General features: G+C 68.1%; 13 protein-coding genes. 7 read left to right on the top strand and 6 right to left on the bottom strand.

The window, feature by feature from the left end:
* The first annotated feature begins 104 nt into the window (after positions 1-104).
* The 7 genes from PO768_RS19520 (at position 105) to PO768_RS19490 (ending at position 8,131) form a co-directional block, all read left to right on the top strand.
* Positions 105-2,984, top strand: coding sequence for an EAL domain-containing protein (locus tag PO768_RS19520; protein ID WP_272647377.1), 2,880 nt, complete (start codon positions 105-107; stop codon positions 2,982-2,984).
* Positions 2,981-3,121, top strand: coding sequence for a hypothetical protein (locus PO768_RS19515; RefSeq protein WP_272647376.1), 141 nt, complete (start codon positions 2,981-2,983; stop codon positions 3,119-3,121). Before PO768_RS19520 ends, PO768_RS19515 begins: the two co-directional genes overlap by 4 nt.
* Complete coding sequence (locus tag PO768_RS19510) at positions 3,118-3,969, top strand: HDOD domain-containing protein (RefSeq protein WP_272647375.1); 852 nt, start codon at positions 3,118-3,120, stop codon at positions 3,967-3,969. The genes PO768_RS19515 and PO768_RS19510 overlap by 4 nt, the downstream gene beginning before the upstream one ends.
* Before the next feature lie 13 nt (positions 3,970-3,982).
* Positions 3,983-4,879 carry an ATP-binding protein gene (locus PO768_RS19505; protein ID WP_272647374.1) on the top strand — a complete coding sequence of 299 codons (897 nt, stop codon included), beginning with the start codon at positions 3,983-3,985 and terminating at the stop codon, positions 4,877-4,879.
* Positions 4,876-6,171 carry an HD domain-containing phosphohydrolase gene (locus tag PO768_RS19500; protein WP_272647373.1) on the top strand — a complete coding sequence of 432 codons (1,296 nt, stop codon included), beginning with the start codon at positions 4,876-4,878 and terminating at the stop codon, positions 6,169-6,171. Before PO768_RS19505 ends, PO768_RS19500 begins: the two co-directional genes overlap by 4 nt.
* Positions 6,168-6,683, top strand: coding sequence for a response regulator (locus PO768_RS19495; protein WP_272647372.1), 516 nt, complete (start codon positions 6,168-6,170; stop codon positions 6,681-6,683). Before PO768_RS19500 ends, PO768_RS19495 begins: the two co-directional genes overlap by 4 nt.
* 323 nt (positions 6,684-7,006) lie before the next feature.
* Positions 7,007-8,131: an acyltransferase family protein gene (locus PO768_RS19490; protein WP_272647371.1), complete on the top strand. Its 1,125-nt coding sequence runs from the start codon at positions 7,007-7,009 to the stop codon at positions 8,129-8,131.
* Between the two features lie 69 nt (positions 8,132-8,200).
* Here PO768_RS19490 and PO768_RS19485 read toward each other — a convergent pair whose 3' ends face one another.
* The 6 genes from PO768_RS19485 to PO768_RS19460 form a co-directional block, all read right to left on the bottom strand.
* Entirely contained in the window at positions 8,201-9,112 is a 912-nt protein-coding gene (locus PO768_RS19485) for an ABC transporter ATP-binding protein (protein ID WP_442953256.1), read from the bottom strand.
* Positions 9,109-10,041: an ABC transporter ATP-binding protein gene (locus PO768_RS19480; protein WP_272647370.1), complete on the bottom strand. Its 933-nt coding sequence runs from the start codon at positions 10,039-10,041 to the stop codon at positions 9,109-9,111. Before PO768_RS19480 ends, PO768_RS19485 begins: the two co-directional genes overlap by 4 nt.
* A complete protein-coding gene (nikC, locus tag PO768_RS19475) occupies positions 10,041-10,955 on the bottom strand; it encodes a nickel transporter permease (RefSeq protein ID WP_272647369.1) in 915 nt (304 codons plus the stop codon). Before nikC ends, PO768_RS19480 begins: the two co-directional genes overlap by 1 nt.
* Positions 10,952-11,992, bottom strand: a complete 1,041-nt coding sequence (locus PO768_RS19470) for an ABC transporter permease (RefSeq protein ID WP_272647368.1) — start codon at positions 11,990-11,992, stop codon at positions 10,952-10,954. The genes nikC and PO768_RS19470 overlap by 4 nt, the downstream gene beginning before the upstream one ends.
* Positions 11,992-13,596, bottom strand: a complete 1,605-nt coding sequence (locus PO768_RS19465; protein ID WP_272647387.1) for an ABC transporter substrate-binding protein — start codon at positions 13,594-13,596, stop codon at positions 11,992-11,994. Before PO768_RS19465 ends, PO768_RS19470 begins: the two co-directional genes overlap by 1 nt.
* A gap of 175 nt (positions 13,597-13,771) precedes the next feature.
* Positions 13,772-14,309 (bottom strand): NAD(P)/FAD-dependent oxidoreductase (locus PO768_RS19460; RefSeq protein WP_442953255.1); only part of this gene is annotated, 538 nt, incomplete at its 5' end.

Here is a 14,309-nt window from a genome sequence, read left to right as displayed (position 1 = left end):
CTCCAGGTCGGCAACTGCTTATGCTGCCGGCGCAGGCTGCCCCGCAGACTGCGGGCATGCCGACACCTCATCCATCTAGCCCCTGCTGCGTCGTGAGTCCCGCGTTGACGCCGTCAGCAGCCAGCGCCGCGCCAGCAGACTTCGAAAGCGCCCTGCACCAGGTCATGGATCGGCTGGGGCCCTCCATCTTCGCCGGGCTGCTCGACACCAACGGCGTGCTGCGCTATGCCAACCAGGCGGCGCTGCAAGCCATCGGCAGCACGCCGGAACAGGTGCTCGGCAGGCGCTTCGAAACCACCCCCTGGTGGCAGGCCTGCGCGCTGTCTCAGCAGCGGCTGCAGCAGGCGCTGGTCAGCGCCCTGCGCGGCGAGGCCTCGCGCTTCGACGTGCGCGTGGCCACCAGCAGCGGAGCGACGCTGGCAATGGACTTTTCGCTGCTGCCGCTTTACGGGGCCGACGGCAGCGTGGCCTGGCTGATCCCGTCGGCGCGCGATGTGACCGAACGCGACCAGGCACAGCACCAGCTGCTGCTGACCCGCCATGCGGTCGAACAGGCCAGCGATGCGCTCTTGCAGGTCGGGCCCGAGGGCGCCATTCGCGATGCCAACGCAGCGGCCTGCCGGCTTCTGGGCCTGGAGCGTGAGCAGTTGCTGCGACTGCGGGTGCCCGATATCGATACGCAGACGGACGACAGGCAGTGGCCGCAGCGCTGGCGCGAGTTGTGCGAGCGCGGCGCCCTGCGTTTCGAGACCAGCGTCCGCCACCAGGCGGGCCATGAGATTCCGGCCGATGTCTCCGTCAGTCTGGTCGCGAGCGGGGCCGAGACCTTTGCCCATGTCTGCATCGACGATCTGCGCGAACGCCGCGCCGCCGAAAACCGCATCCGGCAGTTGCTGCACTTCGATGAGTTGACGGGGCTGCCGAACCGCCAGCTGCTGTTCGAGCGCCTGGGGGCGACCTTGCAGACCAGCACCGAGACCGTGGTGCTGGTGCTGGAACTGGACCGTTTCAAGCGCATCAACGACGGCCTCGGCACGCACATCGGCGACGCGGTGTTGCGCGAGGTGGCCCGGCGCATCAGCGCCACCGTGCGCGGCATCGACCTGGTGGCGCGCCGCGGCGGCGACGAATTCGTCATCGTGATGCCGGACCCTAGGACGGCGGCGCTGCACACGGCCCAGACGCTGCTCGCTGCCATCGCGCTACCGATGTTTGTCGAGGGGCACGAGATCCACCTCACCTGCAGCATCGGCATCGCCACGGCACCCGATGACGGTGAGCGCGCCGACACCCTGCTGCGCCGCGCCAACGCCGCCCTGCATCAGGCCAGGCTGCTGGGCCGCAACCAGGCCAGCGTCTACGCCGGCGCGAACCAGGACGATGATCCGGAACGACTGGCGCTGGAGACCGCACTGCGCCATGCGCTGCGCGACGAGCAGCTCGAACTGCACTACCAGCCGCAGGTCGACCTCGGGCATGGCCGCATCGTCGGTGTCGAGGCCTTGCTGCGCTGGCAACACCCGACGCTGGGCCACATCGCGCCGGATCGCTTCATCCCGATCGCCGAGGAGACCGGCCTGATCGTCGCCATCGGCGACTGGGTGCTGCGCCGCGCCATCGAGCAGGCCGCAGCCTGGCAGCGCGCCGGGCTGCCGCCGCTGCGCATGGCGGTCAATCTGTCGGCACGCCAATTGCTCCAGCCGGAGCTGGCGCGGCGCATCGAAGGCCTGCTCGCGGCGTCCGGCCTGGACCCGCGGCTGTTCGGCGTCGAGGTCACCGAGAGCATGCTGATCGCCAACTTCGATCAGGCGGTGCAGCACCTGCGGGCGCTGCGAGCGCTCGGCGTCGAGGTCTCGCTGGACGACTTCGGCACCGGCTACTCCAGCCTGAGCTATCTGCGCCGGCTGCCCATTGACGTGGTCAAGATCGACCGCTCCCTGGTGCCCGATGTCAGCGCGCCGGCGGAAGACGTGTCGATCACACGCGCCATCATCACGATGGCGCACCAGTTGCAGATGAAGGTGATTGCCGAGGGCGTCGAAAGCGAAGGCCAGGCGGCCCTGCTGGCCGCCAGCCGCTGCGACCAGATGCAGGGCTACTGGTTCAGCGCCGCCCTGCCGGCGGCTGCGCTCGAGGCGATGCTGCGCGACGGCCGGCATATCGATGCCACGCTGCTGGGCCGGCGGTCCCGCCAGCGCACCTTGCTGCTGATCGATGACGAAGACAATATCGTCGCTGCGCTGCGCCGGCTGCTGCGCAGCGAAGGCTGGCTGGTGCTCAGCGCCACCAGCGCCGAGCAGGCGCTGCAGCTGATGGCGCGGCACGAGGTCGACGTGATCCTGTCCGACCAGCGCATGCCGGGCATGACCGGCGTCGAGCTGCTGCGCCGGGCCAGGCAGCTGTATCCCGAGACGATACGGTTGGTGCTGTCCGGCTACACCGAGCTGCAGTCGATCACCGATGCGATCAACGAGGGGGCGATCTACAAATTCCTCGCCAAACCCTGGGACGACGAGCAGCTGCGGGCTCATCTGCGCGAGGCCTTCGCGCTCAAGGAGATGACCGACCAGAACCGACGCCTCGACCACGAGGTGAAGACCGCCAACCGGGAACTGGCCGAACTGAACCGGCGGCTGCAGACGCTGCTGAGTGCACAGCATGAACAGAATGTGCGCGAGGTCGGCAGCCGCGAGGCGGCGCAGGAACTGCTGGATGCCGTGCCGGTGCCCGTTCTCGGCATCGACGAGGAGGGCCTGCTGGTGTTCGCCAACGGACCGGCCCTGGCGCTGTGTGGACGGGATGGTGACTTGCTGGGCGCGTCCGCGACCGAGCAGCTCCCGCAGGTCTTGCAGCAGGCGGTGGAGGGCATTCCCATGCTGGTCTGGCTGGCGGGGCGCCGCTGGTGGGCGCTGAGCCGGATCTTGAACGGCAACGCGCGCGGGCGGCTGCTGGTGCTGTTGCCGCAAGCCGGGGCCTCGACATGAGCACGCCGACCGTTCCCGACAAGGCGGCGGTGGCGTCGGCGGCGCTGGCGCAGCTGTTCCGCCACAGCCTGCGCGACGGGCGCGTCCATCCGCTGCTGCACCTGGTGCGGCGCTACCGGCAGGAGTCAGCGCGATGAGCACGGCCTTGCACCCGATCTCCCACGACGAGCTGCTCGCCGCGCTGCGCGACCTGCCCCCGCTGCCCTCGGTGGTGCTCGAGCTGGTCGAGTCGCTGGGCCGCGAGGAACTCAGCGCGACGCAGTTCGCGCGCAAGATCTCGCAGGACCAGGCCCTGGTCGCCAAGACCCTGCGCCTGGCCAACTCGTCCTTCTATGGGCGCGGCCGGCAGGTGGGCTCGGTGGCCGAGGCGATCGGCGTGCTGGGCCTGCGCACCGTGCGCGGGGTCGTCACGGCCGCCGGGCTGGCCGGCAGCTTTCGCCGCTGCCCCGGCTTCGAGCATGACGTTTTCTGGCGCCACTCGATAGGCAGTGCCCTGTGTGCCCAGGCCTTGGCCGCAGAACTGCGGCGCGACGATGCCGACCAGGCGTTTACCGCAGCGCTGCTGCACGACATCGGCCGGCTGGTACTGGCCAGCACGTTCGCACCGGCCTATGTCGAGGTCGAGCAGTGGCGGCTCGGCCAGGATTGCCCCGCCGGCGAGGCCGAGCGCGCGGTGCTCGGCCTCGATCACGCCGAAGTCGGTGGGCTGGTCGCCCGCCATTGGAACTTCGCACCGGCCATCGTCGCCGCCATCCGCGAGCACCACGCCCCGCCGGCCACGGCCGAACTCACGCTGACCGGCATCGCTCATGTGGCCGATGCCATCGCCCATGCCCTGGGATTCGCCGGCGATGCCGACGAGGCCGTGCCTGCGCTGGTGCTGCCGGTCTGGACCGCCTGCGGCCTGGACGACGCGGCCTGCATGCGGGTGTTTGCGCACACCGAGGCCCAGTTCGAGGCCGTCTGCGAAGCGCTTCTTCACTGAAGGAAAGAAAGTCATGACCGATTCCGAACTCATCGCGCTGCAGCGGGCGAACCAGCAACTGCGCGCCCTGAACGAAAGCCTGCGCAGCGCGCAGGACCAACTGCTGCAGTCCGAACGACTGGCCTCGATCGGGCAGCTCGCGGCCGGCGTGGCCCACGAGATCAACAAGCCGATCGGCTATGTGTTCTCGAACTCCGGCACGCTGCAAGCCTATCTCGAACGCCTGTTCGAGATGCTCGAAGCCTACGAGCAGGCCGAAACGGCGCTGGCCGACAGCGCCGTCGCGACGCGGCTCGCGGCCTTGCGCGAGCGGGTCGAGCTGGACTACCTGAAGCAGGACATTCCGATGCTGATGGGCGAGTCGAAGGAAGGCCTGTCGCGGGTGCGGCAGATCGTGCAGGACCTGAAGGACTTCTCGCGTGTCGACACCAACCAGGACTGGGTCTGGGCCTCGCTGCACCAGGGCATCGATTCGACGCTGAACATCGTCGCCAACGAGATCAAGTACCGCGCCGAGGTCCGCCGCGCGTACGGCGACTTGCCCGACATCGAATGCCTGCCTTCGGAGCTGAACCAGGTATTCCTGAACCTGCTTGTCAATGCAGCCCATGCCATCGGCCCGGAGCGCGGCCTGATCGTCGTGCGCAGCGGCGTCGCCGGGGACAAGGTCTGGGTCGAGGTCGAGGACGATGGCTGCGGCATCGCGCCGGACCATCTGGCCCGTGTCTTCGACCCCTTCTTCACCACCAAACCGGTCGGCCGTGGCACCGGCCTGGGCCTGTCGCTGGCCTATGGCATCGTGCAGAAGCACCAGGGCCGCATCGATGTGCGCAGCGAACCCGGCAACGGCTCCTGCTTCCGCGTCACCCTGCCCGTGCGGCGCGCGGGCGCCGAGGGAGCCGCGACATGACGGTAGCCAATCCGCCGTGGACGCTGCTGGCCGTCGACGACGAGCCCAACATTCTGGCCGCGCTGCGGCGGCTGTTCCGCGCCACCGGCTGGCGCATCCTGACGGCCGGGCACGCCGACGAGGCGTTGGCGGTACTCGCCGCCGAGCCGGTCAACGCGGTGCTGTCTGATATGCGCATGCCGGGCATGGACGGCGTGCAGTTGCTTGAAAGGGTCAGCCTGTCCTGGCCCCATGCCGCGCGACTGCTGCTGACGGGCCAGGCCGATCTGGGCTCGACGATCGCCGCCATCAACCGCGGCCGGGTTCACCGCTACATCGCCAAGCCCTGGAGCGATGACGAGCTGGTGCTGACGCTGCGTCAGGTCGAGGAGAGGCAGCGGCTCGAAGACGACAAGCAGGCGCTGGAACAGCTGACGCAGTTGCAGAACGAGGAGCTGAAGGCGCTGAACACAGGGCTGGAGGCCCGCGTGGCCCAACGCACCGAGGAGCTGGCTGCCGCCAACGACAGGCTGAAGCGCAACTACCTGACATCGATCAAGGCCTTCACCGCGCTGATCGAGCTGCGCGGCAAGGCCCAGGTCGGACACGCGCGCCAGGTCGCCGACCTGACGCGGCGGATCGCACAGGCGATGAGGCTGGATGCGAACACCGCGCACGATCTGCCGATCGCCGCGCTGCTGCATGACATCGGCCAGATCGGCCTCAGCGACGCGCTGCTGGCGCGCCCGCTGAACCGGCTCGACCGCGACGAACTGCGGCGCTACCGGCTGCACCCGGTGCTCGGCGAGCAGGCCCTGCTGGCCTGTGACGATATGCAGGGCGTGGCACCGCTGATCCGCGCCCATCACGAGCGCTGGGACGGGCAAGGCTTTCCCGACGGCCTGCGCGGCACGGCGATTCCGCTCGGTGCGCGCATCCTGGCGGTGGCCGACGCCTACGAGGACTTGCGCAGCGGTCACATCGACGGTCAGGCCCTGAGCCCATCCGATGCCCGCCGCGCGGTGCTGGCCGGGCGCGGCAGCCAGTTCGACCCGGCCGTCGTCGATGCCTTCGCCGGTCTGTTCTCGGTCGCCCCCGCCGAACCCGCCGTGCCGACCCTGCAGTTGCGCACGGCCGATCTGCGCGCCGGCCAGATCCTGGTGCGGGACTTCGTCTCCCCCGAGGGCGTGTTGCTGCTGTCGGCCGGCCAGCGGCTGAACGAGGACCTGATCAATCGCATTCTTGCCTTCGAGCGCAAGCATCAGCTGGCGCTGAGGCTCGCGGTGCAAGTGCCGCAGGAGGCTGGCAAATGAAGCGACTCCTGATCGTCGATGACGAGAAGCCGGTGCTGCACGCGCTGCGCCGTCTGCTGCAGCGGCACTTCACGCCGCAGCAGCTCAGCGTGGAGCTTTGTGTCGATCCGCAGCAGGCCCTGCCGCGCCTGCTCGAAGTGCGCTTCGATGTGCTGATCAGCGACTACCGCATGCCGCAGATGGACGGCGTCACGCTGCTCGCCCGCGCCCGGGAGCTCGATCCGCGCACCGTGCGCATCATGCTCAGCGCCGCCGCCGAGTTCCGCACCGTGCTGGCTGCGGTGAATCGGGCCGGGGTCTTCCGCTACATCCCCAAGCCGTGGAGCGAACCGGAGCTGCTGGCCGAGCTGCGTGCGGCGCTGGTGTTCAACCCATGCGCCCTACCCAGCGCCAATGAACTGGAGCGGCGCCGGCTGGAGGCGCTGGAGCCGGGCATCACGCAGGTCGAGTGGGGGCCCAACGGCGAGGTGCTGATGCCGGGCGAGCTGCCGACACGGCCGAGCGAGTTGTGACTGCGCTGCAGCGCCACCGTCAATGCCAATCCCGCGCAAGTGCCAAAGGGCGAGCAGCTCTGCGGCGCGTTCCAAGCTGAAACGGGCTGTCATGGTGACCGGCGCCCAATGGCCTGTCTTAGTGATCTCCGCCCTTCGGTGCTGCAGCCATCAATGATTCGCATCGGCCTGGTGCCGGATTCGCTGTAGCGAACGGCAGTGGTGCAGCGATAGCCGACATCGGGCGAGCGCCAAGCAGAGCCCTTCGCGCAGCCGAAAGCGGGCGTGCCAAGCCTTCAATTTCGCACACAATGCGCCACTCAATCGCCGCGCATCCAGTCTCAATGCCACGTCTTCCCGGCCTCGATCTTCTTCGCAGCATCGCCATCGTCTGGGTAATGCTGTTCCATTCCTTCGTGGCCGGCGGGCTTGGCCCGGACTTTCAGTGGTTGTCGCGCTTTGGTTGGATGGGGGTGGACATCTTCTTCGTGCTCAGCGGCTTTCTGATCGGCACACAGGTGCTGCGACCCTTGCAACGCGGTGAGGGGTTGGCGTTCCAAGCCTTCTATGCGCGCCGTGCCTGGCGAATCTTGCCTGCCTTCGCGGTAGTGCTGGCGCTCTATCAATGCTTTCCGGTATTGCGCGAGGACCCCGGCCTGGAGCCTTGGTGGGTGTTTGCCACGTTCACGCTGAACCTGCTAATCGACTATGGCCATAACACGGCCTTCTCGCACGCCTGGTCGTTGTGCGTGGAGGAGCATTTCTATCTGCTGTTCCCATTCATCGCCTGGTGGTTGACGCGCCGCCCCTCTGCGCCGCGGGTGCTGGCGGTCTGCGCAGGCATTGTGTTGCTCGGGCTGGCGCTGCGAACCGGCGTCTGGTTGCACAACGATGCGCTGAACCCACCGCGCCCCTGGTTCATTGAGGACATCTACTATCCCAGCTGGATGCGCCTGGACGGCCTGCTGATGGGCGTGATGCTGGCCGTGCTGCGTGTCTACCGCCCCGATAAATTCCAGCGTTTGCAGGCACGATCCAATCAACTGCTGTTGGGCGCAATAGCGCTTTGGGGCTTGGCCTTGCTGCTGTTCAGCAATCGCACGGGCCTGCTGGCAAATGCCATCGGTTGGCCCGTGCTGTCGCTGGGGTTCGGCCTGCTGGTGCTGGCCGCCACCGACCCCAAGGGTTTGTTGGGCCGTTGGACGCTGCCGGGCACGGCCTGGCTTGCGGCAATTTCGTATAGCCTTTACCTGAGTCACAAGATCGCCATGCATCTGGTGCACGAGATGGTGGCACCCGTGCTTTCCCAGCGAGTGCAGGGTCTGGCGCTGTTTTCGGTCTATGCGCTGGCCGTGTTGGCCCTCGGTGCCGCCCTGCACTATTTGGTGGAGTTGCCCTTTCTGCGTTGGCGCGACCGTCGGGCACGCTCGCGGTCTGCGGCCTCAAAGCCAAGGCCGGCGATGTCCTGACCCTCTAATGCGGAGGCGGGGAGTTCCACAGCTCCCTTCGAACGTCTCTGACCAGCATACTGCCGCCCCTCACCCCTCCCTCCTAAACCCCACCGCCGCCCGCATCAACTGCTTGGGGTAGTCCTGCTCGACCCGGCTCTCGGCCAGCGCCACCGCGTCCACCTGCTCGACCATGCGCCCTTGCTGCATCACCAGCAGGCGCTCGCACAGATGGGTGACGACGCCGAGGTCGTGGCTGACCATCACGAAGCTGAGGCCGCGCTCGCGGCGCAGGGATTCCAGCAGGTTCAAGACCTCGGCCTGCACCGAGGCGTCGAGGGCCGAGGTAGGTTCGTCGAGCAAGAGGATCTGCGGCTGCAGGATCAGCGCGCGGGCGATGGCGATACGCTGGCGCTGGCCGCCGCTGAGCTGATGCGGGTAGCGGAAACGGAAGCCCTGGCCCAGGCCGACCTCGTCGAGCGCGCGGCGGATGCGGGCCTCGGCATCGGCGGCCATGCCGTGGATGGCCAGCGGTTCGGCGAGGATGCGATCAATGGTCTGGCGCGGATGCAGCGAGCCGTAGGGATCCTGGAACACCATCTGCACCAGGCGGCGGAAGGCTTTGCTGCCAGGCTCTGGCTGAGAGCTTGAGAACTTTTCTACTGCGCCGTCGCCATGCGGCGTTGGGCGGTGCTCGGGATCCTCACGTACCCAAGTACGTTCCGGTCCCTGCGCTCCGTCCGCCTTGCCTGGCAACGGCTCGCTACGAAAATTTCTCAAGCTCTGCGCGCCTTCGCCTATCAACCTGACCGTGCCGGCCGTGCGCGGCGCCAGGCCGCAGATCGCGCGCAGGATGGTGGACTTGCCCGAGCCCGATTCGCCGACCAGGCCAAAGCTCTCGCCGGGCGCGACGGTGAAGCTCGCCTCATGCACCGCGGTGAACTCGCCATAACGAACCTGCAGGCCCTGTATTTCAATGCCCAATCGGGAGTCCCCGCTCACAGCTTCCACTCCTCTTGTCGGTTCAGCGTCGGCAGCGGATGGCGCGACGCGCCCAGGCGCGGCAGGCAGTTCAGCAGGCCTTGCGTGTAGGGGTGCCTGGCCGCCTGCAGCTCGGTGGCGCGGACCTCCTCGACCACCTTGCCGGCATACATCACCAGCACCCGGTCGCAGAAGCTGGCCACCAGGCGCAGATCGTGCGAGATGAAGATCAGGCCCATGCCGCCACGGGCGGCGCCGGGCCGCCCCAAGCCGCCCGGCTCCCCTCGGGGGACGGCCTGCGCATCGCGCAGGCCGAGGGGCCTATCGGACTTGACCAGCTTGTCGAGAATGCCCAGCACCTGCAGCTGCACGGTCACGTCCAGCGCCGAGGTCGGCTCGTCGGCGATCAATAACTGCGGCTCGGCGATCAGCATCATCGCGATCATCGCGCGCTGGCCCATGCCGCCCGAGACCTCGTGCGGGTAGAGCTTGTAGACGCGCGCGGGGTCATCGATCGCGACATCGGCCAGCGCCTGAAGCACCCGCTGCCTGGCCTCGGACGAGGACAGCCCGCGCTGATGGGCCTGCAGGCTCTCGCGGATCTGCTCGCCGATCTTCATCACCGGGTTCAACGAGTACTTGGGGTCCTGCAAGACCATCGCGATGCTGCCGCCGCGCATCGCGCGGCGCTGGGCCGGTGTGGCGCCGAGCAAGTCCTGACCCTTGAAAGCCAGGCGCTTGGCCGTGATGCGGGCCTCGGGCGCGGTCAGGCCCAGGATGGCACGGCCGGTCTGCGACTTGCCGGAGCCGGATTCACCGACGATGCCCAGCCGCTCGCGGCCGAGGCTGAAGCTGACGCCGCGCACCGCCTCGAACAGGCCGCCGTCGCGGGTGGGGAATGAGACACGCAGGTCCTCGACTTCGAGCAGCGCAGGGGTGGTGTCGCTCATCACTTATTGCTCTTCGGGTCGAGGGTGTCGCGCAGGCCATCGCCGAGCAGATTGAAGGCCAGGCTGACGATGAAGATGGCCAGGCCCGGCCCCGCCGCCACCCACCATTGGTCCAAGACATACTGCCGGCCGGCCGCGATCATCGCGCCCCATTCGGGCATCGGCGGTTGCGCGCCCAGGCCCAGGAAACCGAGGCCGGCGGCGGTCAGGATGATGCCGGCCATGTCCAGCGTGACGCGCACGATCACCGAGGGCAGGCACAGCGGCATGATGTGGCGCAGCACGATGCGGCTGTGCGAGGCACCGACCAGTTGCACCGCGGCGATGTAGTCGGCCTGGCGTATCGTCAGCGTCTCGGCCCGCGCCATCCGCGCGTAGGGCGGCCAGGAGGTCAGCGCGATGGCCAGCACCGCGTTCTCGATGCCGGGGCCCAAGGCCGCGACAAAGGCCAGCGCCAGGATCAGGCGCGGGAAGGCCAGAAAGATGTCGGTGACGCGCATCAGTACCGCGTCAATCATGCCGCCCCGGTAGCCGGCCACCGTGCCGACCAAGAGGCCGATGGGCGCGGCCAGCACGGCCACCAGCACGACGACAAAAAGCGTGATGCGCGAGCCATGGATGATGCGCGAGAGGATGTCGCGGCCCTGGTCGTCGGTGCCCATCCAGTGCGCGCTCGAGGGCTCCAGCAGCCGGGTCGTGCGCAGATCACCGACGCTGGGGTCATAGGGCGCCAGCTGCTGGGCGAACAGGGCCATCAGCACCAGCAGCGCGACAATGGCCAGGCCCACCAGGGCCAGGCGGTTGCGCGCAAAAGTGCGCCAGCCGGCATAGGCCCGGCCCAGCGCGGCCTGGCGGCGCGACTCAGGCCGCTCGCTCATCAGCCACTGATGCAGGTTTTTCAGATCGGTACTCATCGGACGCGTGTCCTCGGGTCCAGCATTCGGTACAGCAGGTCAGACAGCAGATTCAAAGCCACGAAGATCGAGCCCACCACCAGGGTGCCGCCCAGCACCGCGTTCATATCGGCGTTCTGCAGCGAGTTGGTGATGTACAGGCCCAGGCCTGGCCAGGCGAACACGGTCTCGGTCAGCACCGAGCCCTCCAGCAGGCCGGCATAGGACAGCGCGATCACCGTGACCAGGGGCACCATGGCGTTGCGCAGCGCATGGCGCCAGATGATGCGGGCCTCGCTGAGCCCTTTGGCGCGGGCCGCGATCACATACTCCTGGCTCAGCTCGTTGAGCATGAAGGAGCGCGTCATGCGGCTGATATAGGCCAGCGAGAAATAGCCCAGCAGCGCGCCGGGCAGTATCAGGTGCGAGAGCGCATTGCGAAAGGCTTCCCACTCACCGGCCATCGCCGTGTCCACCAGCATCAGCCCGGTGACCGGCGTGACGCTGTACTCGAAAGCCACATCGATGCGCCCCGGCCCCGCCACCCAGTCGAGCTTGGCATAGAACAGCACCAGGGCCATCAGGCCCAGCCAGAAGATGGGCACCGAGTAGCCGACCAGGGCCATCACCCGCACGGCCTGGTCGACCAGGCCGCCGCGCCGCACCGCCGCCCAGACGCCCAGCGGCACGCCCAGGCCGGCACCGATGATGATGCCCACGGTGGCCAGCTCGAAGGTGGCCGGGAACACCCGCTTGATGTCCTGCAGCACCGGGTTGGAGGTCAGCACCGAGGTGCCCAGATCGCCCTGGGCGACCTTTTGCAGATAGAGCCAGAACTGATGCCAGAGCGGCTTGTTCAGTCCCATCTCCTCGCGCACCCGGGCGATCACATGCTCGGGCGCGCGATCGCCGACCACGGCCCGCACCGGGTCCACCGGGATCACCCGGCCGATGAAGACGGTCACGGCCAAGAGGCCGAGATAGGTCAGCGCGATGCCCAGCAGGAATCCGCCCAGGGCGCGCGCCCTGGGCTTCCGCGCCCGAGCAAATCGCGTCATCAGCGCTTGGCGACCGTGAACAAGTAGTTGGTGCTGAAGGTCGGGCCCAGCTTCAGGCCGCTGAGATTGCTGCGGTAGGCGGCCACCTCGGTCTGCTGGAACAGGATCACGAAGGGGCTGGTCTTGCGGAACTCGGCCTGGATGTCCTGGTACATCTTGGCGCGCTTGGGCGCATCACGCTCCAGCGCGGCGGCATCGCTCTTCTTGGTCAGCTCGGGGATGTCCCAGGCATTGCGCCAGGACAGCGGCTTGGCGGCCGCGCCATCGCTGTTGTCGGCATTGCGCGCGAAGGTGTCGGCATTGGTGTGCGGGTCCCAATAGTCGGCGCCCCACTGGCCGATATAGATGTCATGGCTGCGGGCGCGGTACTTGGTCAGCGTCTGCTTGCCGTCGCCCGGGATGATCTCGATGTCGATGCCGGCGCGCTTGGCGGTCTGCTGGAAGCTCTCGGCAATGCCCTGCACCGGCTGCACGGTGCGCATATCGATGGTGACCTTGAAGCCGTCCGGGTAACCGGCCTTGGCCAAGAGCGCCTTGGCCTTGGCCACATCGAACTTGAAGGGCTTGTCGGTGCTGGCGCCCAAGAGACCCACCGGCAGGAAGTTCTGGTGGATCTGGCCGATGTGCTTGACCAGGGTCTCGCCGATGCCGTCGTAGTCCACCAGCAGCTTCATCGCCTCGCGCACCTCGGGCTTGGCCAGCGCCGGGTTCTTCATATTGAAGCTCATATAGACCACCGTGCCCTTGGGCGCGGCGGTGGTCTTGATGTCCTTGCTGGCGGCCAGGGCCGTGATGTCCTGCGGCGCCAGGTTGCGGGCGATGTCGATATCGCCCTTCTCCAGCAGCAGGCGCTGGGTCGCGGCCTCCTTCACATGGCGGTAGATCACGCGGGCCAGCGGGGCCTTGGCGCCCAGGCTGTAGTTCTCAGTGCGCTCCAGCGCGACGATCTCGTTGGCGCGCCACTCGCGCAGCGTGTAGGGGCCCGAGCCGGCGTAATTGGTCTTCAGCCAGGCGTAGCCCATATCGCCATTGGCTTCCTTGCTCAGCACCAGCTTCTTGTCCAGCACCGAGGCCACATCGGCGGTCAGGCAGTTCAGCACCAGCGTGGTCGCATAGGGCTTGTCGGTTTCGATGGTCAGCGTCAGCGGGCCGGTCTGCTTGATGCGGTCCTTGACCACGTCCTTCTTCAGACCGAACTGGGTCAGGATGAAGGCCGGCGTCTTGTCCAGCAGCACCGCGCGCTGCAGCGACCAGACCACGTCCTCGGCGGTCAGCGCATTGCCGGACGCGAATTTCAGGCCGGGCTTGAGCTCGAAAGTGAAGGTCTTGCCGTCGGCCGAGACGGTCCAGCTCTTGGCCAGGTCGCCGATCACCTTGGACGGGTCATTCACATCCAGGCGCAGCAGGCGGTCATAGGTATTGCCGAGGATCTCGCCGGCCGAGAGCTCGAAGGATTCGCCCGGGTCCATCGAGATGATGTCGTCGAAGGCGAAGGCCTGAACCAGGGTGTCCTTGGGCGTGGCGGCCGGCGCGATGCCATAGGCCAGGGCCAGGCTGGCGGCCAGCAGGCCGTGGACGGTGCGGCGGGAGATCTTGGGGCTCATGAGCATCGGGTTTCCTCGACTGATGGCTGCGTTGTGGGGTAGACGAACAGCGCATTCTTGCCCGCGCTCCGTGCTATCCCGGGTGGTGTAAACCAGTAGCGCCGGCGCCCGCGGCGATAGCGGTTGAAGAGCCGGGCATAGCCGCAGGGCATGGACCGTGCGCAGCGCGCACAGCTCAGCCCGGCAGCTGCCGGGCCAGCGCGCGGCCGCTGAGCCAGGCGCCCTCGACCTTGCCGCCGTTGAGCCAGTCGCCGCACAGGCCCAAGCCGGCCTCGGCCCGCCAGACGCTGCCCAGGCTCAGGGCCGCTTGCGTGTCGGCATAGCGCCAGCAGTGCGCCGTCCAAGCTCCCGGGGCCGGGGCCGGCGCGCTCAGCGCGGCAAAGGCCTGCAGCAGCTCGGCCGCAACCGCGTCGGCAGGCCAGGCCAGCCGGGCCTCGCTCCACTCGGCCTCGGCATGCAGGAGCCAGGTCTCGGGGGCCGCCCCGACCGCCGTCTCGCGGCCGGGCTTGCTGCTGTCGCGCGCGACCCAGCGCAGCGGCCCGCTGTTGACGAAGGCGGCATCGAAGGGCAGCGCCAGCGCCGCCGGGTAGCGCAGCATCAGCGCCCAGCAGCCGCGCATGCGGACGCTGTCGGCCAGCGCGGCCAGTTCTTCCTGGGCGGCGGTCCGCAGCAGCGGGCCGGCCTGGGGCGCCGGCAGGGCCAGCAGCAGCGCA

This window comes from Paucibacter sp. XJ19-41, assembly GCF_028462495.1.
GTDB lineage: Bacteria > Pseudomonadota > Gammaproteobacteria > Burkholderiales > Burkholderiaceae_C > Roseateles_E.
The sequence above is the reverse complement of the archived record's forward strand: the minus strand, read 5'-3'. Positions and strand labels throughout refer to the sequence as shown.

Bases quoted from the DNA above. Each gene is read 5' to 3' on its own strand.
- PO768_RS19500 (WP_272647373.1), top strand. From the start codon at position 4,876: ATGACGGTAGCCAATCCGCCGTGGACGCTGCTGGCCGTCGACGACGAG.
- PO768_RS19515 (WP_272647376.1), top strand. From the start codon at position 2,981: ATGAGCACGCCGACCGTTCCCGACAAGGCGGCGGTGGCGTCGGCGGCG.
- PO768_RS19510 (WP_272647375.1), top strand. From the start codon at position 3,118: ATGAGCACGGCCTTGCACCCGATCTCCCACGACGAGCTGCTCGCCGCG.
- PO768_RS19465 (WP_272647387.1), bottom strand. From the start codon at position 13,596: ATGAGCCCCAAGATCTCCCGCCGCACCGTCCACGGCCTGCTGGCCGCC.
- PO768_RS19490 (WP_272647371.1), top strand. From the start codon at position 7,007: ATGCCACGTCTTCCCGGCCTCGATCTTCTTCGCAGCATCGCCATCGTC.
- PO768_RS19495 (WP_272647372.1), top strand. From the start codon at position 6,168: ATGAAGCGACTCCTGATCGTCGATGACGAGAAGCCGGTGCTGCACGCG.
- PO768_RS19470 (WP_272647368.1), bottom strand. From the start codon at position 11,992: ATGACGCGATTTGCTCGGGCGCGGAAGCCCAGGGCGCGCGCCCTGGGC.
- PO768_RS19505 (WP_272647374.1), top strand. From the start codon at position 3,983: ATGACCGATTCCGAACTCATCGCGCTGCAGCGGGCGAACCAGCAACTG.
- nikC (WP_272647369.1), bottom strand. From the start codon at position 10,955: ATGAGTACCGATCTGAAAAACCTGCATCAGTGGCTGATGAGCGAGCGG.
- PO768_RS19480 (WP_272647370.1), bottom strand. From the start codon at position 10,041: ATGAGCGACACCACCCCTGCGCTGCTCGAAGTCGAGGACCTGCGTGTC.